Raw genomic sequence first — 17,046 nt, forward strand, 5'->3', positions numbered from 1 at the left:
GTCGCCATTGGCGACCGGGCCCTTTGCGTTTTGGTGCCTGCTCACTCGGTCGCCTCCATGCGGTTTCGATCCACGACCCACAGTGTCCGTCGCATCATGCCCTCGACGATTGCCGCCGATTCGCTTGGACGCAGATAGATCGCCGTGGACTTGAGCAGCCATGGCAACACCGCTTGCTCGAGCCGCTCCTCATAGGCGCGGCGCATCATGTCGAATGCCTGCAGGCCGGGTCCCGCCAGGATCACATGGTGTGGGCGCAGCACGGATATCGTTGCCGCGACCGCCTCGGCAAGCGCACGACCTGCCTGCTGGAATACGTGCTCGAGACGGGGATCGCCGCCCCGCGCCCGCTCGCGCAGGAGGGCCATCTGCGCCTCGGAAGGCTGCTGCGACGCCGCCGGCGGCAAGTCGAGAAAGGTGCGGGCGTCGCGGTAGAGCGCGTAGTCGGCGAGATGGGCCTCGATGCAGCCGCGCTGGCCGCAGCGGCATTGCGGCCCGTTCGATCCCAATTTGATATGGCCAATCTCGCTGCCGGCGCCGGCGCCCCAGCGCGCTTCACCGTCGACAACGACGCCCATGCCGACGCCGTGGCCGACCATGATGGTGGCCGAAAGGCCCTGCGCCAGTGACGGCTCCGCGGCGGAGAGGGCGAGCGCGACCGCGACGGCATCATTCGCCATCACGACTTCGGCGTCGAAGGCCTCGCGCACCGGCTTCACCAGATCGATATCGGTGACGGACAGCGCCGGACTCCACAGATGCCGGCCGGTGTCCGCGTTCACGATGCCTTGGAGTGCAATCCCTATTCCCAACAGGCGATGGCGCGGCGTGGCCGTCGCCTCAAGCATTGCATCGATCTGCGCAATCACGAGATCGCACAGCGCGCTTGCATCGAGAGCCCGCGTCGCGATTTCGAGCCGCGATTGCGCCAGGCTGGAGCCGCTGAAATCCGCGATCAGCGTTTCAATCAGATTCATGCGCAGCGAGACCGCAATGATGCGGCCGAACTCCGGGTTCAGGGTCAGCAGCACGGCGGGCCGGCCTCGGCGGCGGCTGTTCAGCCCGTCCGCATCGTCTTCGTCCGGGTCGTCGGGCCAGGAGGTTGCCGGTGTCTCGGTCTCGCACAGCAACTCTTCCGCGATCAGTCGCGACGTCAGGCCGGAAACGGCGGGGAAGCTCAATCCCGTACTCCGGGCGAGCTCCACTCGCGGCAGCGGCCCCTGGCGTCGCAAGACTTCGACGAGACGGCCGCGGTTCGAGCCGCGGGCGATGCTTGAGATGCGTCTCGGAGGCACAGTTTGGTCAACCATGTTGTCTCTTTAATTTATTACGTGAAGTTAATGAATGGGCAGTAGGGTGATGTGATCGAAAAAGCACAGCCGAATGGCGTCGTCGCGGGCGATATTTACTATTATCATACCTCATGTACTATCTCCGCTTGAAGAAAGAGCCATTACATCCCGATTTCGATGTTTTGCTCTGCGACATTTCTTCGCTACGTAAATAAAATAAGGCGCAAAAGCGCCCTGAAGGCCCCATCCGGGGTGACCAAAGGGAGGTGAACATGAACGGATCGATGAAGAAATTGCTAGTGCCGCTGCTCGCGACCGCCGTGCTCGCGATGGCGACGGGGATGGCGCAGGCCCAGCAGAAAAAGACCATCGCGCTGGTCACCAATGTTGCGGCCGACTTCTGGACCATCGCCGGCCGCGGGCTCGAAAAGGCGCAGAAGGAACACCCGGAATACAAGATCGAATTGATCGTCACCAACGAAGGCACGGCGGCGGGCCAGCGGCGCGAGCTGGACGACCTGCTGGTGCGCGGCGTCGCCGGCATCTCCATCTCGGTCGACGATGCGCCGCACGCGACCGAACAGCTCAACAAGGTTGCGGCCAAGACCGTGTTGATCACGACGGACAGCGACGCGCCGCAGAGCAATCGTCTCGCCTATATCGGCACCGACAACGTCGCGGCCGGCAGGCAGGCAGGCGAAGAGATCAAGAAGGCGCTGCCGAACGGCGGCAAGATCGCACTGTTCGTCGGCACGATGGACGCGGATAATGCCCGCGAGCGGGTGCAGGGGATCAAGGACGCGATCGCCGGCACCAAGGTCGAGCTGGTCGACGTGTTCACCGACCAGGTGGACTTCGCCAAGGCGAAGGCGAACATGGAGAACGTGCTCGTCAAATATCCCGACATCGCGCTGTTGTCCGGCCTTTGGAGCTACGAGACACCGCTGATCTATGACGCGGTCAAGGCGGCGGGCAAGGCCGGCAAGGTGAAGATCGTTGGCTTCGACGAGGACCAGCGCACGCTGCGGGGAATATCCGACGGCACTATCGAATCCACTGTCGTGCAGCAGCCGTACGAATTTGGGTATCTCTCCGCCACCAACATCATCAAGACGCTGAACGGCGACAAGTCTTGGATTCCGGCTGACAGCAAGCTGATCGTGCCAACCCAAGTGATCAGCAAGTCGAACGTCGCGGAATTCACCGCAAATCTGAAGGGACTGCTGAAGAAGTGACTTTCAGCGCCTTTCGACGCCCGGCTGGCACAGTCGGGCGTCGTGCGGGAGGGAATGAATGGCGGAAATCCTGTTCGAACTCGCCGGGATCAGCAAGTCCTATCCCGGGGTCATGGCCCTCGACGACGTCAGCCTGCGTGTGTACCGCGGCGAGGTGTTGGGCCTGATCGGCGAGAACGGCGCCGGCAAATCGACGCTGATGCGCGTGCTGGGTGGCGTGATCGCGCCGAGCGAGGGCGTGATCCGCATCGGCGGCACCGACCATGCCCGTATGACGGTGAACGAGGCGACGCAGGCCGGCATCGCCTTCGTGCATCAGGAACTGAACCTTTTCGAAAATCTCGACGTCGCCGCGAACGTCTTCATTGGACGCGAGAGGCTTGTCGGCGGCCCGCTCAAGCTGGTGGACAACGCGGAGATGCGCGCCCGCGTGACGCCGCTGCTGGAGCGGCTGGGCGCCGATTTCACCCCGGACACGCTGGTCGACAATTTGTCGATCGCCGAGCGTCAGTTGGTGGAGATCGCCAAGGCGCTCTCGATCGATGCTCGCGTGATCATCATGGACGAGCCGACCTCCAGCCTGACGATTTCGGAGACCGAGCGGCTGCTGGAGGTGATTGCCGATCTGAAGGCGCACGGCATCTCGGTGATCTATATCTCTCACCGGCTCTGCGAGATCATGACCTGCGCCGACCGCGTCGTGGTGCTCCGCGACGGGCGCACGGTGGGAGAGCTGGCGCGTGACAGGCTGAGCCATGCCGCGATGATCCGGCTGATGATCGGTCGCGACCTGAAAGCGCTGCATACGCCGCCGAAGCGGCCGCCGCAGCCGGGCGGCTGCGACATCGTCGGCCTCGTGACATCGGCCTTTCCCGACCGGCCGATCGATCTTTCCGTGCGGCATGGCGAGATACTCGGACTGGCAGGGCTCGTGGGCGCCGGCCGCACCTCCTTGGCTCGCGCGGCTTTCGGCATTGACCCGCTGCTGGGCGGCGAGATCAGGATCGACAACGCGCCGGTCGATGTCGCATCGCCGCAGGACGCGATCAGGCAAGGCATCTATCTGATGCCGGAGGACCGCAAGAAATCCGGGCTCGTGCTGGAGCTGCCGATCCGGGAGAACGTGACGCTGGCCAGCCTGCTGAATTATGCGCGGATGTGGCTGGTCAGCGGCCCGGCCGAGCGCAAGGTCGCGAAAGAGCAGGTGAGGCGCCTCTCCATCAAGGTGCCGAGCATCGATATGGAGGCCGTGACGCTCTCCGGCGGCAACCAGCAAAAGGTCGTGCTGGGCAAGTGGCTCTCGATGCAGCCGCGCGTGATGTTCTTCGACGAGCCGACCCGTGGCGTCGATGTCGGTGCCAAGAGCGAGATCTACGCGCTGATGCGCGAGCTCGCCGACCAGGGCGTCGCGATCGTGATGATTTCTTCGGACATGGAGGAGGTCATTGGCGTCTCCGACCGAATCGCGGTGATGCATGAAGGGAGCGTCAGCGGCGTGCTGGAGCGCCCGCAGTTCAGCGAATACAACGTGTTGCAGCTTGCAATCGGCCAGACGGCGGAAACCGTGGAAGCGGCTGCGCCATGAACAAGAAAGAACTCGGCCTCGGTTTGCTGCTCGTGGTGATCTCCGCCGTCACGGGCGCGATCAATCCGGCCTTCCTGTCGCTGGTGAACCTGCTGAACATGGCCAATCTGATCGGCCTGTTCGGTGTGTTTGCGCTTGGCGAGGGGCTGGTGATCATCACCGGCGGCATCGACCTCTCGCTCGGCTCGATGTTCGCGCTGCTCGGCGTCGTGTTCATCGACCTTCTGACGACTTATCAGGTCCCCTGGCCCCTGGCGCTGCTGGCGGTGTTGCTCGGCGGGCTGGCGCTGGGAGCAATTCAGGGTTTCCTCGTCACCCGGCTGAAGATGCAGCCCTTCATCGTGACCCTGTGCGGGTTGCTGATCTATCGCGGCGCCGCCCGCTACTATACGAGCGACTCGACACGCGGCTTCGGCTACGGCGACGAGGCCGGGACGCTGAGCAGCATTGCCTCCGGCAATGTGGCGGGCATCCCGAACACCTTCATCCTTCTGATCATCCTTGCGCTCGTCCTCGGCGTGCTGCTGCACCGTTCGGTCTACGGGCGCTGGCTTTATGCCGTCGGCAAGAACGAGGAAGCGGCGCGCTTCTCGGGCATCAACACGAATATCGTGATCGCAACCGCCTATATCATCAGCGGTGGGCTCGCCGGAGTTTCGACAGTCTTGTTCGTGTTCTACACGAACTCGGTATCTCCGAGCTCCTTCGGCAATTTCTATGAGCTCTACGCGATCGCGGCTGCCGTCCTGGGCGGGTGCAGCCTGCGCGGCGGCGAAGGCTCCATTCTCGGCATTGTGCTGGGGACTGCGCTGCTGCAGGTGCTGCAGAACCTCGTGAATATCCTGGGCATCCCCAATTCCCTGAACTTTGCGGTGATGGGGACGGTGATTTTGATCGGCGTGTTGGCGGATCATCAGTTGCAGGCCCGACGGCGGCGCAAGATGGCGCTGGCTGGCCTCGCCCGCACCGCGCCGAGATCGACGTTTGAAGGACAGCACGGCGCAGCACCGCGCGGCGTGGACGCGCTGCCGATGAGAACGGGCGACCAGGCATGACGGATCCAGGCTCCAGTTGACACAAGGCAGCTTCGTGGGCGCGCGGCTGTGACGGTGTGTGTGCTGGGGAAGGAGCGCGTTCCAGGCTCGAAGGCTTGGCAGGAACGCGAGGCAAGAATGACAAAGCCTGAGACGGCGGGAGGACGATAAGAATGTTGCGCAGGTTTGTGAACACCGTACGCGCGTGCGGTGTGGGGATTGCTTTGTCATCGCTGTTGGGCGGTGCGGTACATGCGGCCGATTTTTCAACGAAAGCTGCGCCTTTGCCTTATGCGCAGGCCGACGACTTCTGGACGAGACCCTATCTGTTCGGCGATCTCGGCAGGACGCAGCTGAAGGAACGGGGCATCGAGCTGGGCCTGACGCTGGGTAACGAATCTGTCGGCAACGTCACGGGTGGAAGCAGGAACACCGCAGCCAACGCGGGTCAGCTGTGGTTCGGCGCGAAGCTCGATATGGGGAAGCTTGCCGGCATCCAGGGCGGCACCGTCGGCCTCACGTTGGTCGACCGCTTCGGCAAAAACCTGAATACCGAGGCGGACATTCCCGCCTTGCAGCTGACCAACGAAGTGTTCGGCCGCGGCAATATTCTGCGCCTGACACAACTCTACTACTCGCAGAAACTTTTCGATGATCGCCTCGAACTCAAGGGCGGCCGTCTTCCGGTCGGCTCCGACTTCTTCTTCGGTCTGTGCGAGTTCATCAACCTGACCTTCTGCGGCGGTCAGCCCGGCAACATCCAGGGTGGGTACATCTATAACTGGCCGGTGAGCCAGTGGGCCGGTGTCGTCCACTACAAGCTGGCCCCGGAATTCACGATTTCGGTCGGCGTCTACGACGCCAATCCGAATTATCTGACGACGTCGGACTCGACCGTCTACTTCTTGCCGGGGATCCCCGCCTCAACCCCCGCCAGCGGCGTGATGGTGCCGGTGGAGTTGGTCTGGGCGCCGAAGGGGCCCTTGAACGGGACCTGGAGATTCGGCGGCTGGTACGACAGCGCTTCGACGATTGATGGTGGCCTTCCCGGTGTCATCTCCACCATCCCCGGCATTGGAGGCGTCCCCGATCAAAATCTCGGGGATCAACGCGGCCGCTACGGCGTCTATGAGTCGATCCTGCAACGGTTGACCGTTGACGGACCCGACGCGCAGGGTTGGTACACCTTCCTCAATACGACCGTTGCCGATCACCGCACGTCGTACCAGGATTACCAGATCGCCCTGGGCTTCCGGCATACCGGAACGTTCAGCTGGCGTCCCCAGGACGAAGTCGGCTTCGCGGTGGGCACGACCCACGTGAACTCGGCGGCCCTCAGCCCCAACGCCGGCGGCAACGAAGTTCCGCTCGAAGTCTGGTACGGATGGCAGGCGACCGGCTGGCTGAACCTCAAGTTCGACGCGCAATATGTGATCAATCCCGGCGGGCGCGGCTATAACGCCGTGGGCGTGAAGACCGACAATGCCGTGGTTCTTGGCATGCGCACCGAGGTCCACTTCTGATGTGACGCCAACCCGACTGATGCATGAGGGCGGAGCGTAGTCCCGCGCATCGCTCCGCTCTTCCTCCTGGCGCGTGAGCTGAACAAAAGAAAAAGCCCGGTCGCGATGGCGACCGGGCCTTTTTCGTTCGTGCCGACGCGCGTGCTTACGCGGCGGTCGAAGCCTTGCGAGCGGCCTTCTCCTGCGCAGCGGCGGCCTCGTCCTTGCGGATCTCAGACAGGCGCTTCTGCACTTCCGCCGAGAAGATGTACTGCGCGGGACGCTGCTTGCTCATGTCGATTTCCGGCGCCATCGGACCGGAGGTCCTGATGCCGCGCAGCGACACCCACATCGCCTTCAGCGGGTTGTTGAGAGCTGCGGTCGCCGCCGTCGGCTCGTAGCCGCAATGCGCCATGCAGTCGGCGCACTTCTCGTACTTGCCGGTGCCGTAGGTCTCCCAGTCGGTGGTGTCCATCAGCTCCTTGAAGGTCTTGGCATAGCCTTCACCGAGCAGATAGCAGGGCTTCTGCCAGCCGAAGATGTTGCGCGCGGGCATGCCCCACGGCGTGCACTCGTATTCCTGGTTGCCGGCGAGGAAGTCCAGGAACAGGCCGGAATGCATGAAGTTCCACTTCTTGCCCTTGCCCATCGCAAAGACGTCGCGGAACAGCTTCTTGGTCTTGGTGCGGTTGAGGAAGTGCTCCTGGTCCGGCGCACGCTCATAGGCATAGCCCGGCGACATCGAGACGCCGACACCGAGCTCGACGGTGAGGTCGAGGAATTTTGCGATCTCCTCGGCCGGATGGCCGTCGAAGATGGTGGCGTTGACGTTGACGGTGAAGCCGCGCGCCTTGGCCGCCTTGATCGCGGAGACGGCGCGGTCGAACACGCCCTTCTGCGACACGGCCTTGTCGTGATGGTCCTTCAGGCCGTCGAGATGCACCGAGAAGAACAGGTACGGGGAGGGCGTGAACAGGTCGAGCTTCTTCTCGAGCAGCAGCGCGTTGGTGCAGAGCGAGACGAACTTCTTGCGTTCGACGAGGCCACGCACGATCTCGCCGATCTCCTTGTGGATCAGCGGCTCGCCGCCGGGAATCGCGACCATCGGCGCGCCGCACTCGTCGGCCGCATCCCAGCACTCCTGCGCGGTCATGCGGCGGTTGAGGATCGCATCCGGATAATCAATCTTGCCGCAGCCGACGCAGGCGAGGTTGCAGCGGAACAGCGGCTCCAGCATCAGCACGAGCGGATAGCGTTTGCGGCCAAGCAGTTTCTGCTTGAGCAAATAGCCGCCGATACGCATTTCCTTGAAGAAGGGGATAGCCATTACAAGTTTCTTTCTGGGCTTGGAATTCGGGTGGGTCAGCTCGCAGCCAGTTCGGCCGGAAGCCGGAATTCAATGTTTTCCTCGCGACCCGGCAGCACCGAGACCTTGACCGGTCCGATCCGCCGCATCGCTTCGATCACGTCATCCACAAGTACCTCAGGCGCCGAAGCGCCGGCCGTGACGCCGACGGTCTTGGCATCTTTCAACCACTCCGGATTGAGCGCGCTGCCGTCGGCAATCAAATAACTCGCGACGCCGGCCTCGGTGCCGATTTCGCGGAGGCGGTTCGAGTTCGAGCTATTGGCGGCGCCCACCACCAAGATCACGTCGACCAGCTTGCTCAAGTCCCTTACCGCAGATTGGCGGTTCTGTGTCGCATAGCAGATATCCCGGATATCCGGACCTTGAATATCTGTAAAGCGGGCCTGGAGGGCCGCAATAATGTCCTTGGTGTCGTCGACCGACAGGGTGGTCTGGGTGATGTAGGCCACTGGCGTATCCGCCTGCAGCGTCAAGGCCTTAACCTCTGCAACGCTTTGGACGAGCAGCACCGGGGCGGGAACCTGGCCCATCGTGCCCTCGACCTCGGGGTGGCCGGCATGGCCGATCAGCATCAGGGTGCGGCCCCTGGCGATGTAGCGCTTCCCCTGATTGTGAACTTTCGTGACCAGCGGGCAGGTGGCATTGAGCACCGGAAGGTCGCGCGCGGCGGCCTCTTCCTCGACGCTGCGGGCGACGCCATGGGCACTGAAAACGGTCACGGCTTTCGGCGGCACCTCGGACAGTTCCTCGACGAAGATCGCGCCCTTGTTCTTCAGGCTCTCGACCACATACTTGTTGTGCACGATCTCGTGGCGCACGTAGACGGGCGGGCCGTACTTCTCCAGCGCCCGTTCCACGATCTCGATCGCACGCACCACGCCGGCGCAAAAGCCGCGCGGCTGCGCTAGATAAACTTCCATCGGACGCCCATCACGCAAGTTGCACCAATCCGCTTCTCAAGTCCCCGGCGGCACCTCGGTACTGCCCAATGAGTTGCAATAACCGCACCATTGGTTTCGCGCACGCGGTAACCGCCCACCCTAGCTGGGCCCCCGGCGCATGGAGGCACAGCACTTTGTGTCAAAAAATCGGCAAAAAGGAAAGACCGGATGAAACCCTGGTACCGTGACCGTGCGCATGCAAGGTATTATAATAGGGCATTCGCACTGAGCAAGATGGCGACATTTGTGCTCATCTCTTCGCCACTTTCCCGCCTCAAGTCACCGGCTATACCGACGGCCCCGCACGAGTTTGCCACGGTCTGTCGCCGTTTACCTCGAACCTTCGCGCGGCGAGAACCACTCAAAACAGCAATAGGTTTCGCCGGGGAACTCCGATAAACAGCGGGCGTTTCCGGCAAGCTGTTAACCGCAGAAAGAAAAGATGCTGCAAAGCGTAGTCGTTGCCATCGTCAGGGCCTGCACCCGGTTTGCCTCCCTCGTCGTCGTTCTCGGGCTCCTGCTGGCAGTGGGGGCGGGCTATTACGCTGCGCGCCATTTCGCCATCAACACCGACATCAATTCGCTGATTTCTCAAAATCTCGACTGGCGCAAGCGTGACCAGCAATTCGACAAGGCGTTCGATCAAAACGAAACGATTCTCGCTGTGGTCGAGGCCCGGACGCCGGAGATGGCGAGCGCGGCGGCAGACGCGCTCTATGCCAGGCTAAAGGACGACAAGACCAACTTCCAGTCGATGCAGCAGCTCGGCACTGGCGAGTTCTTCGAGAAGAACGGCCTCTTGTTCCTGCCGACCGAAGAAGTCGCCAAGATCACCAGCCAGTTCGAATCCGCAGCGCCCCTGGTCGAGATCATGGCGGGCGACCCCTCGATCCGCGGCCTGACCGGCGCGCTGGAGACGGGACTTGCCGGCGTCAAGCGCGGCCAGGTCAAGCTCGACAGCACCGCGCGGCCCTTCAACCTGATCGCGCAGACCATCGAGACCGTGCTCAACAAGGGCAACGCCAGCTTCTCCTGGCGCGAGCTCGTTAGCGACGAGCCGTTGAAGGATTCGGACAAGCGCGCTTTCATCGAGTTCAAGCCAATCCTCGACTACAACGCGTTGGAGCCTGGTAAGGATGCCACCGACGCGATCCGCAAGGCCGCGGCCGATCTCGATTTTCCCACCAAATACCAGGCGCGGGTGCGGCTCACCGGCCCGATCCCGATCGCCAACGAGGAATACGCGACCGTTCAGGAAGGCGCCGTCGTCAACGGCATCGGCACTGTGCTGGTCGTGCTGCTCATCCTGTGGCTGGCGCTGCATTCGGCGAAGATCATCTTCGCCGTGTTCGTCAATCTCTTCGTCGGGCTAGCGCTCACGACCGCCGCCGGTCTGATGATGGTTGGCTCGTTCAATTTGCTGTCGATCGCGTTCGCGGTGCTGTTCGTCGGCCTCGGCGTCGATTTCGGCATCCAGTACAGCGTTCGCTACCGCTCGGAGCGCTACAAGCACAACGACCTTTCGGCTGCGCTGGTGCGGGCAGCGAAACGCTCGGCGGTGCCGCTCTCGCTCGCGGCGATGGCGACCGCGGCCGGCTTCCTCTGCTTCATGCCGACCGACTACAAGGGCATCGCGGAGCTCGGCCAGATCGCCGGTGTCGGCATGCTGGTCGCGTTCCTCTCCTCGATCACCATCCTGCCGGCAATGCTGAAGCTGCTGAACCCGCCCGGCGAGAAGGAGCCGGTCGGCTACGCCTTCCTGGCGCCGCTCGATCATTTCCTGGAGAAGCACCGTGTGCTGGTCGTAGGCGGCACGCTGCTGCTGGCGCTCGCAGGCCTGCCGCTGCTCTACTTCATGAAGTTCGATTTCAACCCGATGAACCTGCGCAACCCGCACGCGGAGTCGATCGCGACCTTCCTCGATTTGCGCAAGGATCCGAACACCGGCGCCAATGCCATCAACGTGATGACCACGTCCGAGGAGCAGGCGCGGCAGGTCGAGGCGAGGCTGGAGAAGGTGCCTGAGGTGCTGCGCGTGATGTCGCTCGACAGCTTCGTGCCGCAAGACCAGCCGCCGAAGCTGAAGCTGCTCGCGCAGGGCGCCAAGGTGCTGAATCCCGCGCTCAATCCCGACCAGGTCGACGCGGCGCCGACCGACAAGGAGAACGTCGATTCGCTGAAATCCTCGGTCGACAATCTGCGCCGGACCGCGGGTGACGCGAAGGGCCCGGGTGCGGTCGCCTCGCGCCGGCTTGCGGACGCGCTCGAGAAGCTCGCCAATGGCGACGAGGCCACGCGGAACAAGGCGCAGGACGTGTTCGTCACGCCGCTGAAGATCGCGTTCGACCAGCTCAGGAACGCGATGCAGGCCGGGCCGGTCACCCTGAACTCACTGCCGCCCGATCTCGTCAACGCCTGGAAGAGCAAGGACGGCATCATCCGCGTCGAGGCGTTGCCGAAAGGCGATCCCAATGACAACGAAACGCTGCGCAAATTTGCAGCGGCGGTGCTTGCGGCCGAGCCGACCGCGATCGGCGGGCCGGTCTCGATCCTGAAATCCGGTGACACCGTGGTGAAGGCGTTCATCCACGCCGGCATCTACGCGCTGCTGGTGATCGGCCTGTTGCTTTGGATCACGCTGCGGCGGTTCGTCGACGTGCTGATGACGCTGGTGCCGCTGCTGGTCGCCGGCGCGGTTACGCTCGAAATCTGCGTGTTGATCGGCCTGCCGCTCAACTTCGCCAACATCGTCGCGTTCCCGCTGCTGCTCGGCGTCGGCGTCGCCTTCAAGATCTATTATGTCGTGGCCTGGCGCTCTGGCAGGACAAACCTGCTCCAGACCAGCCTGACGCGCGCGATCTTTTTCAGCGCGCTGACGACGGCGACCGCATTCGGCAGCTTGTGGCTGTCGAGCCACCCCGGAACATCCAGCATGGGCAAGCTGCTCGCACTCTCGCTGGTGACGACGCTTGCCGCAGTGCTGCTGTTCCAGCCGGCCCTAATGGGCAAACCCCGCAATCTCAGGGAGTAGGCAGATGTCGCCGACCAGGTCGGCGGCGTTCTTCTGACCGGGCTTGGCGGTGGTGGCGGCGGTCTTCGGGGCCGCGGCGGGGGCAGGGGCCGGCGCTGTGGCGACGGTCGTGCCGCTTGTTGTGGTGCCCTGGGCTTTCGGCGCCGCGCTAGTGGGCTTCGGCGCGCCCTTGGCCATGGCGTTGGCGGTGCTCAAAGGAATCGGTGGGGCGACGCGGGTCCAGGTCTCGCCGCCGCAGAGGAAGCCCATCACGCAGCCCTTGATTTCGAGCTGGTCGGTGCCGACGGGCGTGATGGTTGCGCTGTAGAGCTGGCCGTCCTTGGCGTTGTAGACCTGCCCTTCCCACTGATCGACGCCGGGCTTCTTCTTCATGTCGATCAGGGTCGCCATGCCCAGCGTCGGCCTGGTCTTCTTCGATGCATCCGGATTGTATTCGTCGCGGCCGCCGGGCTGCTTTTCCCAGGAAACCGCGCCCCACATGCTGCCATTGCATTGGGCAACACGAATGTTGGCGACGGCGTCGGCAACCCGCCAGTCGCCGGTCGGATCGGCGGCGAGCGCCGGGGTCAGGCCGGTGAAGCCGCCAGCCAGTATTAGTCCGGTGTAAAGGGCTAAACGCATGATAGTTCCTTGGCAGTGCAACATGGTTTAAAGCTGTGCTTGCGAAGATGGTCCGAAAAAGGGCAAAAGGCCGCACAGACCGTTTTCAGTAACGGTCCCTTTTCAGTTGACGAGCCGGCCCTCAAGCGAAGTATGTAGCGGATGCACAGCCCAAATCCAGACATGTCTCAGCTATTCGCGGACCGTCAGGCCCAGCGCAGCACCCTGCATAATCGGCATCTGAACGAGCAGTTCGTTCGGGTTCTCAAGACCATCGGCTACGATGTCGGCTTCCAGAAGGGGCAGGGGCAGTACCTCTACGATCGCGAGGGGGCGCGCTATCTCGACCTGTTGTCCGGCTTTGGCGTGTTCGCGATCGGGCGCAATCACCCTGTCATGCGCGAGGCGCTCAAGAGCGTGCTCGATGCCGACCTGCCCAATCTCGTCCAGTTCGACGTCTCGGTGCTCGCCGGCGTGCTCGCCGAGCGGCTGCTGAAATACGTTCCCTATCTCGACAAGGCATTCTTCGCCAATTCCGGTGCCGAATGCGTCGAAGCGGCGATCAAATTCGCGCGCGGCGCCACCGGCCGTCCCGGCATCGTCTATTGCGCCCACGGCTATCATGGCCTGACCTACGGCGCGCTTTCGCTGACGGGTGATTCGAACTTCCGCACCGGCTTCGAGCCGCTGCTGCCCGGCTGCACCTCGATTCCGTTCAACGACCTCGCCGCGCTCGAAAAGGCGCTGGCCTCGCGCGAGGTCGCGGCCTTCGTCGTCGAGCCGATCCAGGGCAAGGGCGTCAACATGCCCACCGACGAGTTCCTGCCGGGCGCTGCCGCGCTCTGCAAGAAATACGGCACGCTGTTCGTCGCCGACGAGATCCAGACCGGCATGGGCCGCACCGGCCGCTTCCTGGCGGTCGAGCACTGGAACGTCGAGCCCGACATGGTGCTGCTGTCGAAGTCGCTGTCCGGCGGCCACGTGCCGGTCGGCGCCGTGCTGACGCGCAAGAGCATCTTCGACAAGATCTTCAACCAGATGGACCGCGCGGTGGTGCACGGCTCCACCTTCTCCAAGAACGATCTGGCGATGGCCGCGGGCATCGCGACGCTCGATGTCATGGAGTCCGAGAAGCTGATCGAGTCCGCCGCCAAGCGCGGCGCCGAGCTGCGCCTCGCGCTGACGCGCATGGTGCCCGGCTACGAGCTGATGAAGGAAGTGCGCGGCAAGGGCCTGATGATCGGCGTCGAGTTCGGCCCGCCGAAGTCGTTGCGGCTGCGGGCGTCCTGGAACGTGCTGGAAGCTGCCAACAAGGGCCTGTTCTGCCAGCTCATCACCGTGCCGCTGTTCAAGGACCACAAGATCCTCACGCAAGTCGCCGGTCACGGCAGCCACACCATCAAGCTGCTGCCGCCGCTCACCATCACCGAGGAAGATTGCGGTTGGATCGAGCGCGCCTTCGACGACGTCATCGCCGGCAGCCACAAGGTTCCCGGCGCGATCTGGTCGCTCGGCAAGACGCTGGTGGACAACGCGGTGCGGCGGTCGGCGTAAATTCGCCGATCTATCTCAGCAATCGTCATTGCGAGCAAAGCGAAGCAATCCAGTATCCCTCTGCGGATGCGGGCTGGATTGCTTCGATCCGCTCGCAATGACGGCGAAGACCGTTACCCCTCCACATTCGCCTTCATCGCCGCCTCGAACTTCTCGACGAACTCCGCGAGCTCGTCGGCGCCGATATCGCTGACGGCCCAGAAGTTCAGGCCGCGATTGCCCCAGCGGCGGCAGTTGAAGCCCTGCATGGTCTCGGTCTTCGGCGCGCGATATTCCGCGTTCGATGTCTGCGACACGAACAAATTGATCACGTGCTGCCGGCGCTTGTAGACGACGGCACCGATGGCGCGGGCGTCGATATAATCGAGCCGGCCGCCGACCAGCGTGAAGCCTTGCGCGGTGAGATCGATCACGGGCGGGGCGACGTCGAGCTTGCCGTTGAACCACGGCTTCACCGTGTGCTGGTCGGTGGAGACCACGTCGATGAGATGGCCGGCCTGCAGCGAGCGCAGATGCGCGGAGACGACCTCCGACAGGATGCGCTGCTGGTCGTCCTGGCGCAGCACCACGGCGACGACGCCGGAGGCGGCGAGCGCGGAGACGGCCGAGCCCATCGCAAAGCCGCGCAGCACGGAGCGGCGGGTCGGTTGCCGGCGCTGCGGCTGCGGCAGCGAGGCTTCGATCCGGGCGCGCAGGCTTGCCGGCGCGGTATAGCGCAAATCGGTGTCGGCGAGCACGCGCTGCATCTCGCGTTGTGCGGCAAACTCCGCGGCGCAGTCCGGGCAGCTGGCAATGTGGGCTTCGACCTCGCGCGCGTGGCCGGCATCGAGCTCGTTGTCGAGCAGCGCGTGAAGCAGGATCTTTGCTTCGTCGCAGGTCATCTCGAGTGCTCCTCTTCCGCCGTCCAGGCCGCGCGCAGCATGGCGCGGGCGCGGGCGAGGCGGGACATCACGGTGCCGACGGGGGCGCCGACGGCCTCGGCGATTTCACGATAGGACAGGTTGTTGATCTCCCGCAGCACGAATGTTTCCTTGAACGGCTCGGCGAGCGCGTCGATCAGCTTGCGGATGGCGCCGGCCTCACGGCTGCGCAGCACCTCGGTCTCGGGGCTCGCCTCGCTCTCCTGCCAGATCGGCGTCTGATCGGCGGCGCCGGGCGTGTCCTCGATCGCGCTGGGCCGGTGCGCGCGCCGCGCATATTCTGCGTTGCAGACGTTGCGCAGGATCGCGAACAGCCAAGGCTTCATCGCCGGCCCGCGATAGCTGTCAAAGTGCTTCAGCGCGCGCAGATAGCACTCCTGCACCGCATCCTCGGCGTCGGAGGCATCGCGCAGCAGATAGCGCGCGAGCGTGTAGACGTCGTCGAGATAGGGCAGCGCGGCTTCGCGGAAGCGCTGCGCCTTCTGCAAATCGTCGTTGGCGGGCATCGCTCCTCGCTTTGCCTCTTGTTCTGCGCGTCGCGTCGCTTCGTCCCTGTTCGTTTCGTCCCTGTGTGTGACCGAAGGCACACGAGCCCGGCCGGCGTGGGACCACCGGCCGGGCAAGACGTTGATGCCTTGGTTCGAGGCGTTACTCAACCTTGATCATCCCCGTCATGTGCGGGTGCAACGAACAAAAATATTTGTAGTCGCCCGCGTTGGTGAAGGTGAACGAGAACTTGTCGTCGGTGTCCAGGGTCTTGGACCTGAACTTGCCGGCCGACACCACGGTGTGGGGGATGTCGTCCCGGTTGGTCCAGGTCACGGTGGTGCCGAGCTTGATCTTCAGCTCGGCCGGCTGGAAAACGAAATTGTCGATATGCACTTCCATGTCGTCGGCACGGGCCGCCGTTGCGGGCAAGAGGATGGCCGCGACCAAAGCGAGACCGAAGTCGACACCGAAGTCGCGGCGATTGAGTGTTTTCATTGTCAGCTTCCGTTCAGCCCTGGATCAACCCTGCAGTGGCGTGTCGATGATCGCGAGCCGCTGCTCGTTCTGCTTGAAGTTGATGCTGGCGACACCGAGCATGCCGCGCAGCTTTGCGTCCTCGACCTTCATGGGGCCGGGCGAGGGCGCGGCCCCCGGCGCCGGCTGCGGGAACGCAGTCGAGCGCGCGGTATGGAAGGTGACGTTGCCCTCGACCTTCTGCATCACCTGATGGATATGGCCGTTCAGCACGGTGACGGAGCCGAAGCCTTTCACGTGTTCCAGCGCGCGGCCGCCGTCCTCGGTGCCCCAGCCCCATTCGGGATAGACCGTCCAGAGCGGGATGTGCGCGAACAGCACGATCGGCGTCGATTTCGACTTGCCGCGCAGATCGTCCTCGAGCCAGGCGAGTTGCTCGGCGCCGAGATTGCCGAGGCCGCCGGCCTTGAGGTCGACGACGTTGACGAGGCCGATGAAGTGCACGCCGCCGGCGTCGAACGAATACCAGCCTGCACCCTTGGTGCCGCGGCCGTAACGCTCGCGATAGAACTTCACCTCCTCGTCGAGGAAGTCATGCTCGCCCGGCACGTAGTGCACGTCGAGCTTGCTCTGCGAGATGATGCGGTCGGCATTGTCGAACTCGGCGGCCTTCGACAGATGCGTGATATCGCCGGTGTGGATCATGAAGGAGGGTTTTGCCGGCATTGCGTTGATCTTGTTGACGGCCTCCTCCAGCGTGCCGAGCGCGTTGGGGTTCGCCGGCTTGTCGAAGCCGACATGGCTGTCGCTGATCTGGAGGAAGGTCATGCCGGGCGCGGCTGCCGTGGCGGCCTGCGCGGAATCGATGATGCCGAGCGAGCGCGGCACGCCGCCCGTGATGGTCCAGAGCACCCCGGTGCCGGCCCAGGTCATGCATTCCAGCACCTTGCGGCGGCTGACGCCGTCCCCGTGATCGTGTCCGCTCATCGCACGTCTCCACTTCGCCCGGAATTGGGCTTC

Annotated in this window: 14 protein-coding genes; 6 read left to right on the top strand and 8 right to left on the bottom strand. The window is 63.7% G+C overall.

The features are described from left to right. Positions 1–41: 41 nt before the first annotated feature. Positions 42–1,310 (bottom strand): ROK family protein, encoded by a 1,269-nt coding sequence (locus ACKWRH_RS13325; protein ID WP_445220913.1) that lies wholly within the window; start codon positions 1,308–1,310, stop codon positions 42–44. Positions 1,311–1,564: 254 nt separating this feature from the next. Here ACKWRH_RS13325 and ACKWRH_RS13330 point away from each other — a divergent pair, with 254 nt between their 5' ends. The 4 genes from ACKWRH_RS13330 (at position 1,565) to ACKWRH_RS13345 (ending at position 6,669) form a co-directional block, all read left to right on the top strand. After that, a complete protein-coding gene (locus tag ACKWRH_RS13330) occupies positions 1,565–2,527 on the top strand; it encodes a sugar-binding protein (protein WP_445220914.1) in 963 nt (320 codons plus the stop codon). Positions 2,528–2,585: 58 nt separating this feature from the next. Beyond that, complete coding sequence (locus tag ACKWRH_RS13335; RefSeq protein WP_445220915.1) at positions 2,586–4,112, top strand: sugar ABC transporter ATP-binding protein; 1,527 nt, start codon at positions 2,586–2,588, stop codon at positions 4,110–4,112. Then, positions 4,109–5,167 (top strand): ABC transporter permease, encoded by a 1,059-nt coding sequence (locus ACKWRH_RS13340; protein ID WP_445220916.1) that lies wholly within the window; start codon positions 4,109–4,111, stop codon positions 5,165–5,167. Before ACKWRH_RS13335 ends, ACKWRH_RS13340 begins: the two co-directional genes overlap by 4 nt. 152 nt (positions 5,168–5,319) lie before the next feature. Continuing rightward, positions 5,320–6,669, top strand: coding sequence for a carbohydrate porin (locus ACKWRH_RS13345; protein ID WP_445220917.1), 1,350 nt, complete (start codon positions 5,320–5,322; stop codon positions 6,667–6,669). Positions 6,670–6,814: 145 nt separating this feature from the next. On the opposite strand, the gene hpnH is transcribed toward ACKWRH_RS13345, so the two are convergent. Together hpnH and ispH are read right to left on the bottom strand one after the other, a co-directional pair. Next, complete coding sequence (hpnH, locus tag ACKWRH_RS13350; RefSeq protein WP_014496816.1) at positions 6,815–7,975, bottom strand: adenosyl-hopene transferase HpnH; 1,161 nt, start codon at positions 7,973–7,975, stop codon at positions 6,815–6,817. A gap of 35 nt (positions 7,976–8,010) precedes the next feature. Beyond that, positions 8,011–8,937 (bottom strand): 4-hydroxy-3-methylbut-2-enyl diphosphate reductase, encoded by a 927-nt coding sequence (gene ispH, locus ACKWRH_RS13355; protein WP_445222388.1) that lies wholly within the window; start codon positions 8,935–8,937, stop codon positions 8,011–8,013. 463 nt (positions 8,938–9,400) lie between these two features. Between ispH and ACKWRH_RS13360 the strand changes: the two genes are divergently transcribed. After that, a complete protein-coding gene (locus tag ACKWRH_RS13360) occupies positions 9,401–11,989 on the top strand; it encodes an MMPL family transporter (RefSeq protein ID WP_445220918.1) in 2,589 nt (862 codons plus the stop codon). Here the strand turns inward: ACKWRH_RS13360 and ACKWRH_RS13365 are convergent. Continuing rightward, on the bottom strand, positions 11,957–12,610 hold the full coding sequence (locus ACKWRH_RS13365) for a DUF2147 domain-containing protein (RefSeq protein WP_445220919.1): 654 nt from the start codon (positions 12,608–12,610) through the stop codon (positions 11,957–11,959). The genes ACKWRH_RS13360 and ACKWRH_RS13365 overlap by 33 nt on opposite strands. 141 nt (positions 12,611–12,751) lie before the next feature. Between ACKWRH_RS13365 and hpnO the strand changes: the two genes are divergently transcribed. Then, positions 12,752–14,143, top strand: coding sequence for an aminobacteriohopanetriol synthase HpnO (gene hpnO / locus ACKWRH_RS13370; protein WP_014496812.1), 1,392 nt, complete (start codon positions 12,752–12,754; stop codon positions 14,141–14,143). Positions 14,144–14,256: 113 nt separating this feature from the next. Here the strand turns inward: hpnO and ACKWRH_RS13375 are convergent, their stop codons facing one another. From ACKWRH_RS13375 to ACKWRH_RS13390, 4 genes are all read right to left on the bottom strand, one after another. Further along, positions 14,257–15,024 (bottom strand): anti-sigma factor family protein, encoded by a 768-nt coding sequence (locus ACKWRH_RS13375; protein WP_445220920.1) that lies wholly within the window; start codon positions 15,022–15,024, stop codon positions 14,257–14,259. Then, on the bottom strand, positions 15,021–15,569 hold the full coding sequence (locus ACKWRH_RS13380) for a sigma-70 family RNA polymerase sigma factor (protein WP_445220921.1): 549 nt from the start codon (positions 15,567–15,569) through the stop codon (positions 15,021–15,023). The genes ACKWRH_RS13375 and ACKWRH_RS13380 overlap by 4 nt, the downstream gene beginning before the upstream one ends. Positions 15,570–15,711: 142 nt before the next feature. Next, positions 15,712–16,047, bottom strand: a complete 336-nt coding sequence (locus ACKWRH_RS13385) for a cupredoxin domain-containing protein (RefSeq protein WP_445220922.1) — start codon at positions 16,045–16,047, stop codon at positions 15,712–15,714. Between the two features lie 24 nt (positions 16,048–16,071). Then, positions 16,072–17,013, bottom strand: a complete 942-nt coding sequence (locus ACKWRH_RS13390; RefSeq protein WP_445220923.1) for a metallophosphoesterase family protein — start codon at positions 17,011–17,013, stop codon at positions 16,072–16,074. Between the last annotated feature and the right edge of the window lie 33 nt (positions 17,014–17,046).

Source organism: Bradyrhizobium sp. Pa8 (assembly GCF_052588265.1).